The organism is Massilia sp. NP310 (genome assembly GCF_019443485.1).
Classification (GTDB): domain Bacteria; phylum Pseudomonadota; class Gammaproteobacteria; order Burkholderiales; family Burkholderiaceae_D; genus Telluria; species Telluria timonae.
Map to the genome: position 1 here is coordinate 3877501 of NZ_CP080379.1, position 17071 is coordinate 3894571.

At 60.8% G+C, this 17071-nt stretch carries 13 protein-coding genes, 2 tRNA genes and 4 rRNA genes (1 of these 19 cut by a window edge); 7 read left to right on the forward strand and 12 right to left on the reverse strand.

Annotation, left to right across the window (positions count from 1 at the left end; genetic code table 11):
* On the forward strand, window positions 1-365 hold the 3' portion of the coding sequence (locus tag KY496_RS17010; protein ID WP_184240577.1) for a DUF2061 domain-containing protein. The gene continues 46 nt to the left of window position 1, outside the view; 365 of the gene's 411 nt are visible here — the last part of the coding sequence; the start codon falls outside the window, past its left edge; the stop codon is at window positions 363-365.
* Window positions 366-430: 65 nt separating this feature from the next.
* On the opposite strand, the gene KY496_RS17015 is transcribed toward KY496_RS17010, so the two are convergent.
* Window positions 431-598 carry a hypothetical protein gene (locus KY496_RS17015; RefSeq protein ID WP_184240579.1) on the reverse strand — a complete coding sequence of 56 codons (168 nt, stop codon included), beginning with the start codon at window positions 596-598 and terminating at the stop codon, window positions 431-433.
* Window positions 599-637: 39 nt separating this feature from the next.
* On the opposite strand from KY496_RS17015, the gene KY496_RS17020 reads away from it, so the two are divergent.
* A complete protein-coding gene (locus KY496_RS17020) occupies window positions 638-790 on the forward strand; it encodes a hypothetical protein (protein WP_184240581.1) in 153 nt (50 codons plus the stop codon).
* 110 nt (window positions 791-900) lie between these two features.
* On the opposite strand, the gene KY496_RS17025 is transcribed toward KY496_RS17020, so the two are convergent.
* From KY496_RS17025 to KY496_RS17065, 9 genes are all read right to left on the reverse strand, one after another.
* The gene (locus KY496_RS17025) at window positions 901-1170 is read right to left on the reverse strand and encodes a DUF3999 family protein (RefSeq protein WP_184240582.1); all 270 of its coding nucleotides are present in this window, start codon (window positions 1168-1170) and stop codon (window positions 901-903) included.
* Window positions 1171-1187: 17 nt separating this feature from the next.
* The gene (locus KY496_RS17030) at window positions 1188-1541 is read right to left on the reverse strand and encodes a DUF2339 domain-containing protein (protein ID WP_184240584.1); all 354 of its coding nucleotides are present in this window, start codon (window positions 1539-1541) and stop codon (window positions 1188-1190) included.
* A gap of 113 nt (window positions 1542-1654) precedes the next feature.
* Window positions 1655-2401 carry a DUF2339 domain-containing protein gene (locus KY496_RS17035; RefSeq protein ID WP_229520302.1) on the reverse strand — a complete coding sequence of 249 codons (747 nt, stop codon included), beginning with the start codon at window positions 2399-2401 and terminating at the stop codon, window positions 1655-1657.
* 83 nt (window positions 2402-2484) lie between these two features.
* Window positions 2485-2597: ribosomal RNA gene (gene rrf / locus KY496_RS17040) — 5S ribosomal RNA — on the reverse strand.
* A 153-nt stretch (window positions 2598-2750) separates the two neighbouring features.
* Window positions 2751-5626, reverse strand: a 23S ribosomal RNA gene (locus KY496_RS17045).
* Between the two features lie 238 nt (window positions 5627-5864).
* Window positions 5865-5940, reverse strand: a tRNA-Ala gene (locus KY496_RS17050).
* A gap of 22 nt (window positions 5941-5962) precedes the next feature.
* Window positions 5963-6039, reverse strand: a tRNA-Ile gene (locus tag KY496_RS17055).
* Between the two features lie 82 nt (window positions 6040-6121).
* Window positions 6122-7652, reverse strand: a 16S ribosomal RNA gene (locus KY496_RS17060).
* Together the 16S, 23S and 5S rRNA genes with 2 tRNA genes alongside form the textbook arrangement of a ribosomal RNA operon.
* A 307-nt stretch (window positions 7653-7959) precedes the next feature.
* Window positions 7960-8874, reverse strand: a complete 915-nt coding sequence (locus tag KY496_RS17065; protein ID WP_005664613.1) for a LysR family transcriptional regulator — start codon at window positions 8872-8874, stop codon at window positions 7960-7962.
* Window positions 8875-8972: 98 nt separating this feature from the next.
* On the opposite strand from KY496_RS17065, the gene KY496_RS17070 reads away from it, so the two are divergent.
* Window positions 8973-9851: an aldo/keto reductase family oxidoreductase gene (locus KY496_RS17070; protein WP_005664612.1), complete on the forward strand. Its 879-nt coding sequence runs from the start codon at window positions 8973-8975 to the stop codon at window positions 9849-9851.
* On the opposite strand, the gene KY496_RS17075 is transcribed toward KY496_RS17070, so the two are convergent.
* Together KY496_RS17075 and rrf (KY496_RS17080) are read right to left on the reverse strand one after the other, a co-directional pair.
* Window positions 9835-12033, reverse strand: a complete 2199-nt coding sequence (locus KY496_RS17075) for a penicillin acylase family protein (protein WP_229520303.1) — start codon at window positions 12031-12033, stop codon at window positions 9835-9837. The two genes, KY496_RS17070 and KY496_RS17075, sit on opposite strands and share 17 nt — an antisense overlap.
* Window positions 12034-12245: 212 nt before the next feature.
* Window positions 12246-12358: ribosomal RNA gene (gene rrf / locus KY496_RS17080) — 5S ribosomal RNA — on the reverse strand.
* Window positions 12359-12563: 205 nt separating this feature from the next.
* Here rrf (KY496_RS17080) and KY496_RS17085 point away from each other — a divergent pair.
* The 4 genes from KY496_RS17085 to KY496_RS17100 all read left to right on the forward strand — a co-directional run bounded on the left by KY496_RS17085 (window position 12564) and on the right by KY496_RS17100 (window position 17064).
* The gene (locus KY496_RS17085) at window positions 12564-14063 is read left to right on the forward strand and encodes a B12-binding domain-containing radical SAM protein (protein WP_219861679.1); all 1500 of its coding nucleotides are present in this window, start codon (window positions 12564-12566) and stop codon (window positions 14061-14063) included.
* A 63-nt stretch (window positions 14064-14126) separates the two neighbouring features.
* Window positions 14127-15260, forward strand: coding sequence for an ABC transporter permease (locus KY496_RS17090; RefSeq protein WP_219861681.1), 1134 nt, complete (start codon window positions 14127-14129; stop codon window positions 15258-15260).
* Window positions 15260-16114 (forward strand): ABC transporter ATP-binding protein, encoded by an 855-nt coding sequence (locus KY496_RS17095; protein ID WP_005664603.1) that lies wholly within the window; start codon window positions 15260-15262, stop codon window positions 16112-16114. The genes KY496_RS17090 and KY496_RS17095 overlap by 1 nt, the downstream gene beginning before the upstream one ends.
* A 2-nt stretch (window positions 16115-16116) precedes the next feature.
* Window positions 16117-17064: an MlaD family protein gene (locus KY496_RS17100; RefSeq protein WP_184240432.1), complete on the forward strand. Its 948-nt coding sequence runs from the start codon at window positions 16117-16119 to the stop codon at window positions 17062-17064.
* The last annotated feature ends 7 nt before the right edge of the window (window positions 17065-17071 follow it).

Consider the following 17071-nt stretch of genomic DNA (forward strand, 5'->3'; position numbering starts at 1 on the left):
TGATCGCCTTCACGATCGCATATGCGATGACGGGTTCGGTCGTGTTCAGCGGCCTGGCCATCATCATCGAGCCGGTGATCAACGTCCTGCTGCTCCCCTTCCATGAAAAGGCATGGGCCGCCGTCCGTGCCCGGGCAACGTCGGAACGCGACCGTTACATGAAGATCGCTGCGGAGAAGGTCAGCCAGACGCTGATGCACATGGGCGTCGCGTTCGCAGTCATCTACTGCGCCACCGGCTCGCTCGCCTTCGGCGGCCTGGCCGCCATCCTCGAGCCGGTCTGCAATGTGCTGCTGCTACCAATCCACGACCGTTTCTGGGACAAACTCGAGCTGCGCATCAACAGTGGAATGCACGCCGCCTGAACCGATCATCCAGTCGCCAAGCCCGCCAGTCACCAACCGGCGGGCTTTTTTACATGCGCGACGATTCAGGCAACTGGCCGCTCGGCGCCACGCTCGAGCTGGCGGAAGAGATGCCAGGCCATCGCACCCAATGCCAGCACGCCGCCAACCAGCCATGCCCACAACCGCACGCTGGTGCCCTGGTCATTGACCAGCCAGCTCAGCGCGGACTCGGCCAGCTCATGCCAGCTCATGCCAGTTTTGCAGGTCGTCGCTGACGTCGAGTGCCACCCATGCGCCATAGCTCCCCGTTCCCGGCGGCAGGTGCAAGATCAGCCTCCCACCGGCGCTGCGGCCTCGACCTGCGCTGCGCGGGCGGCCGGCCGCAGGTCGAGGACCAGGCCTACCAGCTCGTCGCTGACCGTGCGCGCCGGGGCCGTCACTGAAATGACCGCGCCGTCGTTCCCGGTGCAGATCTGCAGGCTGTCGTGTACACGCCCGGCATCGCGCGCGCGACCGTGCACGGGAAAGACGGCAACCGGCGTGGCCGACCTGCTCACGGTGGCTGGCGGCGCCAGGTCGGCCAATGCGACGGCATCGACATGCCGGAGGCATCGAATACCCGCACGTCGTCCAGCGTCGGCGAGCGCGCGTTGAGGTACACATCGCGCGGCACCTGCAATTGCACGACGGCCTGGCCGGCGTCGACGCTGAGCGGCAGGATGTGGGAATAATCGGCCTGCGCGTCGCCCGGACTGGCGACGGCGGCAAGGGACGTCATCACCAGCGCAGCGGCGATGGCGCGTCGATCGATGAGTGCGCACATGGGTGTCTCCAGTCAGCTCAAGCGGAAGCAGGCGATGGTTCGCCATGCGCCGTTTTCGGGTAGGGCGCAAAGTAGCCGACCAGCAGCAGCAGTCCGACGCCGACGCAGGACACGACGCGCGCGATGCCGCCGCCGCTGGCCAGGTCGACCAGGAACAGCTTCAGTACCTCGATGCCGAGCACGATCGCTCCGCCCCACCAACTGCGCCACATGGCCTGGCGTGCGCAGAAGCGCATGAGCACCAGCGCGCCCACGCTCCAGACCAGGGACAGCATGGCTTGCACGAACTGCGACGCCGCGAGCGCACCGAAACGGTAGTCGATGCCGACATAGCGCCGCGCTGCGCAACAGGATGAGGTTAAACCAGACATAAGCCGCGATTGCGGCGCCGGTCTTCAGCCGATGAAGCAGCGCGTGATGGAGCGCGGCCTGGCCGGCGAGCCGGCGCAGCGCACTGGCCCACAGCATCAACACGAAGCGGTGGTCAGCGCAGTCCGCCCCAGGCCGCGCCGATAATGAAAGTGAAGATGAATCCCAGCAGATTGAGCGGATGCCATGAACGCGTGAAGGCCAGGGCGAACACACCGGTATTGAGCAGCGCGTAATTGACGAAGAGTGCGACATGGCTGCCGCCTTCCCCGCTCGCCAGCAGCACGGGCGATGCGAAGCCACCCGTGATGCCGAATGCCGCGCGCCAGGGCGCTTCCTGCAGGACCGCCGGCAGGCAGGTGAATGTCGTGAGGGGCACCAGCAGTGCGAACGCAAGACCGGAAGGTATCAGCGCGTAGAGTTGGCAGGCACTGAAGATCACCAGCATCAGGATGGCGATCGCCGTGCCTGGATCGGTGGTGCGAGCTCCCTGCGCGTCAGGCGCAGGCGCCATCCCCAGGCCAGCAGCCCGAGATCGGCCAGGACCACGGCGGACAAGCGCAGCGCGATCGGAATGGTGAAGGTCGCGGCGGCATACTTGCAGGAAGCCGATGCCGATGAAGAGGATCACGAGACCGAGCTTGGCCATCAGGTTGCCAGCTGGAATCGGCGGCTCGGGCGCCGACGTGATGGCTGCGGGCAGCGGTGGCAAGGGTGCGATGCTGTTTTCGGCCGAGGGGGCGCGGGGACTGACCTTGACGAGATCCGGCAGTGGCATCGCGACCGGAACCGCGTTGGCGGGACGCCACGCGGGCGCGACGGGCGATGGTGGCGTCGTGACCCGATGTAGCCGCTCGCTCAAGGCCGCGATCCGTTGCTCCAGCTTCTGGCGCCCAAAGCAAAAAACCCCGACCAGATCACTGGACGGGGTTTTTCTTATAACTAGCCTGACGATAACCTACTTTCACACTGGTTGCAGCACTATCATCGGCGCAAAGTCGTTTCACGGTCCTGTTCGGGATGGGAAGGGGTGGGACCGACTTGCTATGGTCATCAGGCTTTGACTTGTCTGGCTACGCTTGAGTTACGCGTGGGCGGCACAGCCGCCCACCCTACGCTTTGTTCAGCGTGGCCATGAATCTGGAAGAAGTAAGTTGGGTTGTAGCTTTTGTATCGAGCAGTTGTACTCGACCTTGGACTACCAAGGTTATAGGGACAAGCCGTACGGGCAATTAGTACTGGTTAGCTTAATGCATTACTGCACTTCCACACCCAGCCTATCAACGTCCTGGTCTCGAACGACCCTTCAAGGAGCTCAAGGCTCCGGGAAATCTCATCTCAAGGCAAGTTTCCCGCTTAGATGCTTTCAGCGGTTATCTCTTCCGAACTTAGCTACCCGGCAATGCCACTGGCGTGACAACCGGTACACCAGAGGTTCGTCCACTCCGGTCCTCTCGTACTAGGAGCAGCCCCCTTCAAATTTCCAACGCCCACGGCAGATAGGGACCAAACTGTCTCACGACGTTTTAAACCCAGCTCACGTACCACTTTAAATGGCGAACAGCCATACCCTTGGGACCGGCTACAGCCCCAGGATGTGATGAGCCGACATCGAGGTGCCAAACTCCCCCGTCGATATGAACTCTTGGGAGGAATCAGCCTGTTATCCCCAGAGTACCTTTTATCCGTTGAGCGATGGCCCTTCCATACAGAACCACCGGATCACTATGTCCTACTTTCGTACCTGCTCGACTTGTCGGTCTCGCAGTTAAGCACGCTTATGCCATTGCACTATTAGCACGATGTCCGACCGTACCTAGCGTACCTTCGAACTCCTCCGTTACACTTTAGGAGGAGACCGCCCCAGTCAAACTGCCTACCATGCACTGTCCCCGATCCGGATAACGGACCAAGGTTAGAACCTCAAATGAACCAGGGTGGTATTTCAAGGATGGCTCCACGAGAACTGGCGTCCCCGCTTCAAAGCCTCCCACCTATCCTACACAGATTGATTCAAAGTCCAATGCAAAGCTACAGTAAAGGTTCATGGGGTCTTTCCGTCTAGCCGCGGGTAGATTGCATCATCACAAACATTTCAACTTCGCTGAGTCTCGGGAGGAGACAGTGTGGCCATCGTTACGCCATTCGTGCAGGTCGGAACTTACCCGACAAGGAATTTCGCTACCTTAGGACCGTTATAGTTACGGCCGCCGTTTACTGGGACTTCAATCAAGAGCTTGCACCCCATCATTTAATCTTCCAGCACCGGGCAGGCGTCACACCCTATACGTCCACTTTCGTGTTTGCAGAGTGCTGTGTTTTTATTAAACAGTCGCAGCCACCATTTTATTGCAACCCGTTCGTCCTTCCACAGTAAAGTGGTCAAACTACTAGGGCGTACCTTATCCCGAAGTTACGGTACCAATTTGCCGAGTTCCTTCTCCCGAGTTCTCTCAAGCGCCTTAGAATACTCATCTCGCCCACCTGTGTCGGTTTGCGGTACGGTCTCGTATGACTGAAGCTTAGAGGCTTTTCTTGGAACCACTTCCGATTGCTTCGTCGCACATGGCGACTCGTCTCGACCCCTTGAATTACGTGCCCGGATTTGCCTAAGCACCTTCTATGAGTCAAAAACTGACTATTCCAACAGTCAGACAACCTTCCGCGATCCGTCCCCCCATCGCATCATACGACGGTGCAGGAATATTAACCTGCTTCCCATCAGCTACGCATCTCTGCCTCGCCTTAGGGGCCGACTCACCCTGCTCCGATGAACGTTGAACAGGAAACCTTGGGCTTACGGCGTGCGGGCTTTTCACCCGCATTATCGCTACTCATGTCAGCATTCGCACTTCTGATACCTCCAGCATCCTTTACAAGACACCTTCGCAGGCTTACAGAACGCTCTCCTACCATATGTGCAAGCACATATCCGCAGCTTCGGTGACTGGCTTAGCCCCGTTACATCTTCCGCGCAGGACGACTCGATCAGTGAGCTATTACGCTTTCTTTAAATGGTGGCTGCTTCTAAGCCAACATCCTGACTGTTTTAGCCTTCCCACTTCGTTTTCCACTTAGCCAATCTTTGGGACCTTAGCTGGCGGTCTGGGTTGTTTCCCTCTTGACACCGGACGTTAGCACCCGATGTCTGTCTCCCAAGCTCGCACTCACCGGTATTCGGAGTTTGCAATGGTTTGGTAAGTCGCAATGACCCCCTAGCCATAACAGTGCTCTACCCCCGGTGGTGATACTTGAGGCACTACCTAAATAGTTTTCGGAGAGAACCAGCTATTTCCAAGTTTGTTTAGCCTTTCACCCCTACCCACAGCTCATCCCCTAATTTTTCAACATTAGTGGGTTCGGACCTCCAGGGCGTGTTACCGCACCTTCATCCTGGCCATGGGTAGATCACTTGGTTTCGGGTCTACACCCAGCGACTGTCGCCCTGTTCGGACTCGATTTCTCTACGGCTCCCCTATTCGGTTAACCTCGCCACTGAATGTAAGTCGCTGACCCATTATACAAAAGGTACGCCGTCACCCCACGAAGAGGCTCCGACTGTTTGTATGCACACGGTTTCAGGATCTATTTCACTCCCCTCCCGGGGTTCTTTTCGCCTTTCCCTCACGGTACTGGTTCACTATCGGTCGATTACGAGTATTTAGCCTTGGAGGATGGTCCCCCCATGTTCAGACAGGATTTCTCGTGTCCCGCCCTACTTGTCGTATGCTTAGTACCACCGTTTGAATTTCGTGTACGGGGCTATCACCCACTATGGCGTCACTTTCCAGAGACTTCCACTATTCAATCGACTATCACATACAGGCTCATCCCATTTCGCTCGCCACTACTTTGGGAATCTCGGTTGATTTCTTTTCCTGCAGCTACTTAGATGTTTCAGTTCGCCGCGTTCGCTTTGCATGCCTATGTATTCAGCATGCAATGACCTAAAAGGCCGGGTTTCCCCATTCGGAAATCTGCGGATCAAAGCTCGTTTGCTAGCTCCCCGCAGCTTATCGCAAGCTACTACGTCCTTCATCGCCTGTAATCGCCAAGGCATCCACCATGTGCACTTATTCACTTGTCCCTATAACGTTGGCCTCTGCATGAGTGTCAGAGATCGTCATAGATCAAGAGTACAACTATGTTTGCTTGATACAAATTACTACTACCCTAAGTGTGCTCACTCATCATTTCTGATTCGCTTACACGCTTAAAAAAACTTTACTTCTTCCAGATTGTTAAAGAACGAAAAAACAGTGATCTCGAAAAGATCAAACCTAAATCTCATCAGCCATTTACTGACGACTTACGTTTGAACTTTATGGTGGAGGATGACGGGATCGAACCGACGACCCCCTGCTTGCAAAGCAGGTGCTCTCCCAGCTGAGCTAATCCCCCATTTGAGGTCATGCTGATATCTTGGTAGGGCTGGTTGGACTCGAACCAACGACCCCCGCGTTATCAACACGGTGCTCTAACCAGCTGAGCTACAGCCCCGATAAAACTGTTCTTTACTCATTCAACAGTCGATAAGCGTGGACGCTTGATGATGGAGCGTTAGCTCCTGGTGCTACTCTAGAAAGGAGGTGATCCAGCCGCACCTTCCGATACGGCTACCTTGTTACGACTTCACCCCAGTCACGAATCCTACCGTGGTAAGCGCCCTCCTTGCGGTTAAGCTACCTACTTCTGGTAAAACCCGCTCCCATGGTGTGACGGGCGGTGTGTACAAGACCCGGGAACGTATTCACCGCGGCATGCTGATCCGCGATTACTAGCGATTCCAACTTCACGTAGTCGAGTTGCAGACTACGATCCGGACTACGATACACTTTCTGGGATTAGCTCCCCCTCGCGGGTTGGCGGCCCTCTGTATGTACCATTGTATGACGTGTGAAGCCCTACCCATAAGGGCCATGAGGACTTGACGTCATCCCCACCTTCCTCCGGTTTGTCACCGGCAGTCTCATTAGAGTGCTCTTGCGTAGCAACTAATGACAAGGGTTGCGCTCGTTGCGGGACTTAACCCAACATCTCACGACACGAGCTGACGACAGCCATGCAGCACCTGTGTTCAGGTTCCCTTTCGGGCACAACCAGATCTCTTCGGTCTTCCTGACATGTCAAGGGTAGGTAAGGTTTTTCGCGTTGCATCGAATTAATCCACATCATCCACCGCTTGTGCGGGTCCCCGTCAATTCCTTTGAGTTTTAATCTTGCGACCGTACTCCCCAGGCGGTCTACTTCACGCGTTAGCTGCGTTACCAAGTTAATTAAAACCCGACAACTAGTAGACATCGTTTAGGGCGTGGACTACCAGGGTATCTAATCCTGTTTGCTCCCCACGCTTTCGTGCATGAGCGTCAATCTTGACCCAGGGGGCTGCCTTCGCCATCGGTGTTCCTCCACATCTCTACGCATTTCACTGCTACACGTGGAATTCTACCCCCCTCTGCCAGATTCTAGCCTTGCAGTCTCCATCGCAATTCCCAGGTTGAGCCCGGGGATTTCACGACAGACTTACAAAACCGCCTGCGCACGCTTTACGCCCAGTAATTCCGATTAACGCTTGCACCCTACGTATTACCGCGGCTGCTGGCACGTAGTTAGCCGGTGCTTATTCTTCAGGTACCGTCATTAGCCGTGGATATTAGCCACAGCCGTTTCTTCCCTGACAAAAGAGCTTTACAACCCGAAGGCCTTCTTCACTCACGCGGCATTGCTGGATCAGGCTTGCGCCCATTGTCCAAAATTCCCCACTGCTGCCTCCCGTAGGAGTCTGGACCGTGTCTCAGTTCCAGTGTGGCTGGTCGTCCTCTCAGACCAGCTACTGATCGTCGCCTTGGTGAGCCTTTACCTCACCAACTAGCTAATCAGATATCGGCCGCTCCAGGAGCACAAGGCCCGAAGGTCCCCTGCTTTCATCCTTGGATCGTATGCGGTATTAGCGTAACTTTCGCTACGTTATCCCCCACTCTTGGGTACGTTCCGATATATTACTCACCCGTTCGCCACTCGTCAGCGGAGCAAGCTCCCTGTTACCGTTCGACTTGCATGTGTAAAGCATGCCGCCAGCGTTCAATCTGAGCCAGGATCAAACTCTTCAGTTCAATCTCTGTTTGTTGACTCTTTCGAGTCACTCGCTATTGCTAGCGAGGTCGCTCACTCAAAATACTGACCGTCATCTCATTGCTGAGACAACGCTTAATACTTTGTGCGAACATTTGATATTTTAAGTATGCAGCTGAACAAGTCAGCTGGCACCTTCATCAAACGCCCACACTTATCGACTGTTAATTTTTAAAGAACTTTATTCGGTACTGCATCATCTGCTGTTTGCTTCGAATCGTTTTGTTCGTCAGCAGCAGAGGAATGAGATTATGCTCGTCCTGCTGAGCTTCGTCAACACCTAATTTTTCAGTTTTGTGACGAAACCGCTTCGTTGCGGATGAAGTCGACGAAGGCCCGCAGCGGCGCTGGCACCAGCCGGCGGCCCGAGTAGTACAGATAGGGACCGGAAAACTGCGGCCACCACGGCTCCAGCACAGGTTGCAGCTCCCCACGCTCGACATACGGCTTCAGCCAATCCTCGAACAGGTAGATCACACCCAGGCCCTGCACCGCCGAATCGATCGCCAGGTCCAGCGCCCCGCCCACCTGCACCAGCAACTGCCCGTTCGGCTCGAGGGTCACCGCCTCCCCGCCCCGCTCGAACGTCCAGTGGATCATCGCACCGCTGGCGAAGCGCGCCCTGATGCATGCGCCCGGCGGGAGTTCGCGCGGATGCCCGGGCATCCCATGCCGGGCTAGCCAGGCGGGAGAGGCCGCCGCCGCCATGCGCTGCGTGCGCGGGCCGATCGGCACGGCGATCATGTCCTGTTCCAGCCGTTCCTCATAGCGAATGCCGGCGTCGCAGCCAGCCGCGAGCACGTCGACGAAGCTCTCCTCGGCCACCACCTCCAGGCGGATCTCCGGATATCTGGCGAGAAACGCCGGCACGATAGACGGTAGCACCAGGCGCGCCGCACTCATCGAGACATTCAGGCGCAAGGTGCCGGTCGGCGTGTCGCGAAAGCCATTGACCACGTCCAGGGCGCTGTCGATCTCGCTCCATACCGGATCCAGGCGCGCCAGCAGGCTGCTGCCGGCCTCGGTGGGCACCACGCTGCGCGTCGTCCGGTTCAGCAGGCGTACGCCCAGGCGCGCTTCGAGGCGCCGGACCGCCTCGCTCAAGCCGGACGCGCTGCCATCGGTCGCGCGTGCCGCCTCCCGAAAGCCGCCGGCGCGTGCGACGGCGACGAAAGCCGACAAATCTCCCAGTTCAATCTTCATTGTTCGTTTTTTCGCACAGCTTGTGTGAATTTAAGCGGATTGTCACACAGATCGGCGCGACTTATCTTGATCGCACCAACTCACTAAGGAGCGACACCATGTCCACCACGATCGATCAAGCCGGCGCCTACACACTCGGCAACCGCACGGTACGGCGCCTCGGCTATGGCGCCATGCAACTGGCCGGCCCGAACGCCTTCGGCCCGCCCAAGGATGCGGTCGTCGCGCGTGCGGTGCTGCGTGAAGCGCTGGAACTCGGCGTCAATCACATCGACACCTCGGATTTCTACGGCCCCCACGACACTAACCAGTTGATTCGTGAAGCGCTTCACCCTTACCGCGACGAGCTGGTCATCGTTACCAAGGTCAGCGCGCGGCGCGGCGCGGATGGCAGCTGGCTGCCCGCCTTCTCGGCGCCCGAACTGGAGCAGGCCGTGCACGACAATCTACGCAACCTGGGGCTGGATACCCTGGAGGTCGTCAATCTGCGCGCCATGTTCGACCCCTACAAACCGGCCGAGGGCTCGCTCGAACCTCAACTCGCCACCCTCGCCGAGCTGCGCCAGCGCGGCCTGATCCGGCACATCGGCCTGAGCAATGTGACGCCGCGCCAGCTCGAGGAGGCGCAGCGCATCATGCCGATCGCGTGCGTCCAGAATATGTATAACCTGGTCCACCGCAATGACGACGCCATGATCGATGCGTTGGCGCGCCGGGGGATTCCGTATGTGCCGTTTTTCCCGCTCGGCGGCTTCTCGCCCTTGCAGTCGGACGCCCTGTCCGCCGTTGCCGCGCAACTCGGCGCGACACCCATGCAGGTGGCGATCGCCTGGCTGCTGCAGCGCTCGCCGAATATCCTGCTGATCCCGGGCACCTCGTCGCCCGTCCATTTGCGCGAAAACCTGGCCGCAGCCCAGCTCGTGCTACCGAAAGACGCCCTGGCGCAGCTGGACGCGATCGCTACTCCCGCAGCGTGACCGTCGTGTAATGCGGATCGGCCCGGATCTTCTCTGGCGTAAAGGGAAGGCTGGGCCACTCCTTGCGCGAATACACCATGGTCTGGTCGGCATACCAGGGCGACCTGGGATCGGTCGACTGGCCATAGGTCAGCATGGCCTGGGCCACCGGGCCCTGCTCGTCGAACGTCACGGTCTGGATATAGCTCTGTCCCCAGTGTGCACCGACATAGCCCTGCGCCGTCAATCCGCTGCGCATGGTCAGCGAGCCATAGGTTCCTTCCTGATTGCCGTTGCCGCCATGCAGAGGAATGCGCACGCCGTTACGCGGCTCGACCTGGTAGTCACCCAGCCGGCCATCGAACGGCACGCCGAGCGACTGCAGCTTGTCCGCCGCCCCTTTGAGCGCCGCCAGCATCGCCGGCAACAGTTCCGGCAACACGAGCTCGGCCGCATACACGCGGTTCGAGAACGCCAGCGCCTGCATGTCTCCCAGGCCCAGTTTGCTGCGCTGGGCCAGCACATCCTCGACCTGGCGGAAACCGATCCGCGTGCGCAAGCTCTGCTCGACATTGATCCGCCCATACAACGGCGAATAGCCCAGCGGCGCAGGTCCCGGCAGCAAAGCCTTGGGATTGGCCAGCCAATAACTGTCGTTTGAATTGCCGACATAGTCGGTGCGCATCATCCACGGCGCAGTGGCCGGAGAATAAATGCCGGGCGGCGCACCCGGGTCCTGCCCCCAGCCGCAACTGCTGCGCGACCCGTCGAACAGCAGCGCCGCCTGCAGCAACAGGCAGCCATTGACGAACTTGTCGGCGTTCATGTGCGGCACGACACTGGCGTCCGCGTACAGCGTATTGCCTTCACGGTCGGCCGCAACCGTATTCACCCACGGCAGGCCCACCACCTTGTCCAGCGAATCCTTGAGCGCGCGCACGCCGCCGGCGGTGCCGATGCCGAGCCACTGCTCGAGCAGGCGCGTATTGCTGCGGTTCGGGTCGGCCAGCACATAGGCGGCCTCCGCCGTCCACGTCATGCCCGCCGCCGGCCGGCTGACGACGGCGCCCTGGTGGCTGAAATAAAAGGTCTTGCTGCGCCGGCCAATCAATCCGTCCGGTAGCAGCGCATCGACGTGGACCGTCTTCGACGTCATCCTGCGCCGCTCGCCGTCATATAAATACGTGGTGCCGCTGGCGTCGGCGGGGTCCAGCGCCAGCCGGAAGGTGGTGAAGTGATAGGCAAACGTCACCGTGTGGCTCCACGCCACATCGCGATTGAAGCCGATCACGACGGCCGGGATGCCGCCGATGATCACGCCCATCGCGTCATAGCGCCCCGGCACGGTCAGGTGAGCCTGGTAGAAACGGTCGGTCGTGGTCCAGGGATAGTGCGGGTTACCCAGCAACAGCCCGCGCCCATTGGCGGACAAGTCCTTGCCCACCGCCAGCGCGTTGCTCCCGAAACCTTGCTTGTTGAGCTGGTCCAGCTGCGCCACCAGCGACGAAGCGTCGAGCTTGCGCGGCGCCTTCATGGCCAGGCGCACGCTGGCCCCGGGCACCCGCCCGGCCGCGACGAAATCCCTGGCGAAGGCCTGGCCCGAGGCATGCAGGGCCTTCTCCGCCACCACCAGAACCATATCGTCGAGCGTCATCGGCCGCACCCATTTGGCGTCGGCGCAGGCGGCCGGCAGCTTGCCGCCGGCATCCTTCAGGTAGCGGTTATAGCCCTCGACAAAGCCTTCGAGCAGATCGCGCGGCTCGCGCGGCCCCGCGGCATAGCCCGCGCGTAATTGACCGATATCGAGGTAGCCCTTGAAGAAGAAGTCGCTCTCTTCATTGTTCAAGTCCATGAAACCGCTGCCGCCGCCATACTCGTCGCCCGTGCGCTGGCGCGGACGCGCATCGGCGCCGAAGAACAGCGAGCGCTCGCCACGCACGGTCAGCAGGGAGTCGGCGAACATGCAGACATTGTCCTGGGCATAGGCATACGCCAGCCCATAGCCAAGGCTATGGAAATCATCGGCGCGCACGTGCGGCACGCCATGCGTCGTGCGTGCAAGCTCGACCTGGACGCGGGCGGCGGGTTCGGAAGGCGGCTGCGGTGGTGGTGGCGCGGGATCGTCGTCGCTGCTGCAACCGCCAAGCGCCAGCGCGAGCATCGAGACAAACAGAAACCGGACCGCAGGGACAGGAGGTTTCATCAGGGCGCTTTCCGCGGCGACGGCCGCATATTGGAAGATGGCGGAACGAAGGGCAAAAGGTGCAACAACTTTAGCTCTAAACTAGTGCCCACGCACCATCACTTATGCGCAAATATTCAAAATAAATAAGTTTTATGCAACACCGTCGTTTCAGTACCGCAGAAAGCAAAAAAGCCCACCAGACATCTGGTGGGCTTTCTCTCTATTGAATAGCCTGACGATAAACTACTTTCACACTGGTTGCAGCACTATCATCGTCGCAATGTCGTTTCACGGTCCTGTTCGGGATGGGAAGGGGTGGTACCGACTTGCTATGGTCATCAGGCATAACTTGCTGGAAAACTGTTCCGCTACGGGGCAACAGGCTTCCTGAATTCCGGCGTGCATTCTAACAAGCAATCCTGCCGAGCACCAGCGTTATTACCCACCAAGCCACAAAAACACACCCGAAAGACGCTTCCATATAAAGGCGAGGGCCGGCAATCACAGTAAAATACCGCCTTTCCCGCCGCCGCCCTCCTTTCCCCGCCATGACGATCCTGCTCTCGACCCTCAATGCCCGCTATACGCACGCCTCGCTCGGCCTGCGGTACCTGCTGGCCAATATGGGTCCGCTGCAAGAGCGGACGACGATCCAGGAATTCGTCATCGGCGCCAAGACCACCGACCTGGTCGAGCGCATCCTGGCGCATGGGCCGCGCATCGTCGGCTTCGGCGTCTATATCTGGAACGTGGAAGAGACCACCCGCCTGGTGGCCATGCTCAAGCGCGTGGCGCCGGATGTGACCATCGTGCTGGGCGGCCCGGAAGTCTCGCACGAGACAGGCGAGCAAGAGATCGTCAAACTGGCCGACTACGTCGTCACCGGCTGGGGCGACGTCACCTTCCCCAAGCTGTGCCGCGAGATCCTGGACGGACCGAAGCCGATCATGAAGGTGCATGCGGGCGTGCAGCCGCCGATGGGCGACATCGCCCTGCCCTACTCCTTATATAGTGAGGAGGACATCGCCCACCGCACCCTGTACGTGGAAGCCTCGCGCGGCTGCCCGTTCAAGTGCGAGTTCTGCCTGTCCTCGCTCGACAAGACGGCCTGGCCCTTCCCTCTTGATACCTTCCTGGCCGAGCTGGAGATGTTGTACGCCCGAGGCGCGCGCCTGTTCAAGTTCGTCGACCGCACCTTCAACCTGAACGTCAAGACCAGCCTGCGCATCATGCAGTTCTTCCTCGACAAGATCGAGGCGGCGCCGAACGACCCGGTCTACGCCCACTTCGAACTGGTGCCCGACCACCTGCCCGAGGCGCTGAAGGAGACCATCGCCAAATTCCCGGCCGGCGCGCTGCAGTTCGAGATCGGCATCCAGAGCTTCAACCCCGAGGTGCAATCCCTGGTCAGCCGGCGCCAGAACAATGAAAAAGCGGCCGAGAACATCCGCTGGCTGACCCGGCACTCCACCGCCCACCTGCACGTGGACCTGATCGCCGGCCTGCCGGGCGAAGACGTGGCCAGCTTCGCGCGCGGCTTCGACCACCTGGTGAGCCTGGGCGCCGAAGAGATCCAGTTCGGCATCCTCAAGCGCCTGCGCGGCACACCGATCATCCGCCATACCCAGGATTTCGGCATGGTCTACGATCCCTACCCGCCCTACACCGTGCTGGCGACGAACAGGATCGATTTCGCCACCATGCAGCGCCTGGTGCGCTTCGCCCGCTACTGGGACCTGGTGGCCAACTCGGGCCGCTTCGCCAACACCATTCCGGTGCTGCTGGGCGAGGCGCCGTTCGACAACTTCATGGCGTTCTCTGACTGGATCTATGCGCACACCGACGCCACCCACCGCATCGCGCTGGACCGCCTGGCCAAGCTGGTGGCCCAGTGGCTGCAGGTGCGCGGCATGGATGCCGGCGAGGCGGCGGCGCTGCTGGCCAGCGACTATGCCGGCAAGGTCGATGCCCCGACCCGCCTGGTAAAGCAGGCAGATGCGCCGAAAGCGGTCGCTCCGGCGCGCCAGGTCCGCCATCTGGCTGCCTGACCAGGCAAACACGCAAGAGGATCGTGGCTGGCAACAGTAACGATTCTCTTTTACACTGGCGCAATGCGGATTGAAAATGCGCCAACATTAACCATTCAACAGTCCGGCCAGGGGGCCGGCCAATCCGTCATTGCCGAGGGAGTCTGGCAAGTCCACGGCCTGTCGCAGCGCGGCGTCCTCAAGGGCATCACGCGCCAACTGGCCGGCCTGAAGGACAAGGGGACGTGCGAATGGGACCTGTCGGGCATCGAAAGCCTCGATCACATCGGCGCCCAGATGTTCTGGAATACCTGGAACAAGGAGCGCCCCAAGCGCCTCAAGCTCGACCCGCGCCAGGAAGACCTGTTCCGCCGCATCGAGGAAGCCAGCCACATCAAGCTGCCGCGCCACCGGACCAGCCCCTTCCACTGGGTGATCGTGCTCGGCGCCGGCATCCTGAACTTCTTCGAGCACCTGCGCAGCTTCATCGGCCTGATCGGAATCGTGATCCAGGACCTGGGCCGCTTCCTGCGCCGTCCCCAGACCGGGCCGTGGCGCGAAATCTCGGCCAATATCTATCACTCCGGCTTCCAGGCGCTGGGCATCACGGCCATGGTCGGCTTCCTGATCGGGATCGTGCTCTCTTACCTGTCGTCGCAGCAACTGCGCATGTTCGGGGGCGACGCCTATCTCGTCAACATCCTGGGCATGGCGGTGATCCGCGAACTGGGTCCGCTGCTGGCCGCGATCCTGGTCGCCGGCCGCTCCGGCTCCTCGATCACCGCCCAGCTGGGCGTGATGCGGGTGACCGAAGAACTCGACGCCATGCTGGTGATGGGCATCTCGCATGGCTACCGCCTGATCATGCCCAAGGTGGTCGCCCTGGCGATCTCGATGCCGCTGCTGGTGGTCTGGACCGACGCCATGGCCCTGTTGGGCGGCATGGTCTCGGCCAAGATCGAGATGGGCATGTCGTTCCGCTACTTTTTGCAAAAGCTGCCGGACGCGGTGCCGTTCGTGAACTACACCATTGGCCTCCTCAAAGGGGCGACCTTCGGCGTGCTGATCGCCCTGATCTCGTGCCACTTCGGCCTGCGCATCAAGCCCAACACCGAGAGCCTGGGCCGCGGCACCACCACCTCGGTGGTCACCGCGATCACGGTGGTGATCCTGGCCGACGCGGTGTACGCCATCATCTTCAGCGGGACGGGCTTCTGATGCCAGACACCAAACGACGCCGCCAGGAGCTGAACCTGCGCCCCGACGAGGAAGTCGGCGCGCCGGTGGTCCAGATCCGCAACCTGTGGACCCGTTTTGGACGCACGGTGGTGCACCAGGACCTGAACCTCGAGATCTACGGCGGCGAAATCCTCACCATCGTCGGTGGCTCGGGCACCGGCAAGACCGTGCTGCTGCGCCAGATGCTGGGCCTCGAGCGGCCGTCGCAGGGCAGCGTGCACGTGTTCGGCGAGGACATCAGCGCGGCCTCGCCCGAACAGCTGCAGCGCATGCGCAACCACTGGGGCATGCTGTTCCAGCAGGGCGCGCTGTACTCGGCGCTGAGCGTGTTCGACAACATCGCCCTGCCGATGCGCGAGCTGCGCTCGCTGCCCGAGGACGTGATCCGCGACGCCGTGCTGCTCAAGATGAATATGGTCGGCCTGGGCCCCGAGCACGCCAACAAGATGCCGGCCGACCTGTCGGGCGGGATGGTCAAGCGCGCCGCCCTGGCGCGCGCGCTGGCGCTCGAGCCGCAGCTGCTGTTCCTGGACGAACCGACCGCCGGACTGGATCCCGACCTGTCGGACGCCTTCGTCACCCTGATCCAGACCCTGCACCGCGAACTGAAGCTCACGGTGGTGATGGTCACGCACGACCTGGACACCCTGTTCGCGCTGTCTTCGCGCATCGCGGTGCTGGCCGAGAAGCACGTGCTGGCGGTGGGACCGTCGTGCGACGTGCTGCAGGTCGAGCATCCCTTCATCACACACTTTTTCCTGGGCCCGCGCGGCCAGCGGGCGCTGGAAGTGCTCGACGAGCGCCACGCCCAGCATGAATCGGAGAATCGATAGTTATGGAAAACAGGTCGCATGCCCTGATGACCGGCATCTTCACGATCGCGCTGCTGGTGGCGACCATCCTGGTCGGCCTCTGGTTCAACCGCGACAAGACCGAGCTGGTGCCTTACGAGATCGTCACCACCCAGTCGATTCCCGGCCTCAACCCGCAGGCCACGGTGCGCTACCGCGGCCTGGAGGTCGGCCGCGTCGACGAGATCGTGTTCGACCCGCGCGTCACCGGCCAGATCCTCATCAAGCTGTCGGTGGACGCCGCCTCGCCGATCACCAGCACCACCTACGCCACCCTCGGCTACCAGGGCGTCACCGGCATCGCCTTCATCCAGCTCGACGACGAGCGCACCGGTTCGCCGCGACTGGCGACGAATGGCGAACGCATTGCCCGCATCCCGCTGCGTCCGGGCCTGCTCGACCAGCTCGAAGACCGCGGCCTGGCGATCCTCGAAAAGGCAGAGAAAGTGACCGCCAGCCTCGACGAGCTGCTGAGCGAAGACAACCGCGCCAGGATGGTCGGCGCCTTCGAGAGCGTCGACCGCGCCGCCGACGCCTACGCCGCCATTCCCGAGCGCCTCGATCCGGTGCTCGACCAGTTGCCCGGCCTGGTGAAGAAGGTCGACCGCAGCATGGATTCGATCGACACCCTGGCCACCAGCGCCACTTCGATGACGCGCAACTACGACCAGCTGGCGACCCGCCTGCAGGCGCCGGACGGCCCGATCGAGCGCCTGAACACCACCATCGGCGCGCTCGGCGCCGCCACCAGCGAACTGGAACTGGAAACCCTGCCGCACGTGGTGCGGATGACCGACGAGGCGCGCGCCTCGCTGCGCGCGGTGCGGCGCACCGCCAACTCGTTCTCCGACCGCCCGCAGAGCATCCTGTTCGGCACCCCGGGCGACGCGCCCGGCCCCGGCGAGCCCGGCTTCGTGCCCCCGACCAAATGAGGACCAC

Bases quoted from the DNA above. Each gene is read 5' to 3' on its own strand.
- KY496_RS17015 (WP_184240579.1), bottom strand. From the start codon at position 598: ATGAGCTGGCATGAGCTGGCCGAGTCCGCGCTGAGCTGGCTGGTCAAT.
- KY496_RS17020 (WP_184240581.1), top strand. From the start codon at position 638: ATGCGCCATAGCTCCCCGTTCCCGGCGGCAGGTGCAAGATCAGCCTCC.
- KY496_RS17025 (WP_184240582.1), bottom strand. From the start codon at position 1,170: ATGTGCGCACTCATCGATCGACGCGCCATCGCCGCTGCGCTGGTGATG.
- KY496_RS17030 (WP_184240584.1), bottom strand. From the start codon at position 1,541: ATGTCTGGTTTAACCTCATCCTGTTGCGCAGCGCGGCGCTATGTCGGC.
- KY496_RS17065 (WP_005664613.1), bottom strand. From the start codon at position 8,874: ATGAAGATTGAACTGGGAGATTTGTCGGCTTTCGTCGCCGTCGCACGC.
- KY496_RS17070 (WP_005664612.1), top strand. From the start codon at position 8,973: ATGTCCACCACGATCGATCAAGCCGGCGCCTACACACTCGGCAACCGC.
- KY496_RS17075 (WP_229520303.1), bottom strand. From the start codon at position 12,033: ATGAAACCTCCTGTCCCTGCGGTCCGGTTTCTGTTTGTCTCGATGCTC.
- KY496_RS17085 (WP_219861679.1), top strand. From the start codon at position 12,564: ATGACGATCCTGCTCTCGACCCTCAATGCCCGCTATACGCACGCCTCG.
- KY496_RS17090 (WP_219861681.1), top strand. From the start codon at position 14,127: ATGCGGATTGAAAATGCGCCAACATTAACCATTCAACAGTCCGGCCAG.
- KY496_RS17095 (WP_005664603.1), top strand. From the start codon at position 15,260: ATGCCAGACACCAAACGACGCCGCCAGGAGCTGAACCTGCGCCCCGAC.
- KY496_RS17100 (WP_184240432.1), top strand. From the start codon at position 16,117: ATGGAAAACAGGTCGCATGCCCTGATGACCGGCATCTTCACGATCGCG.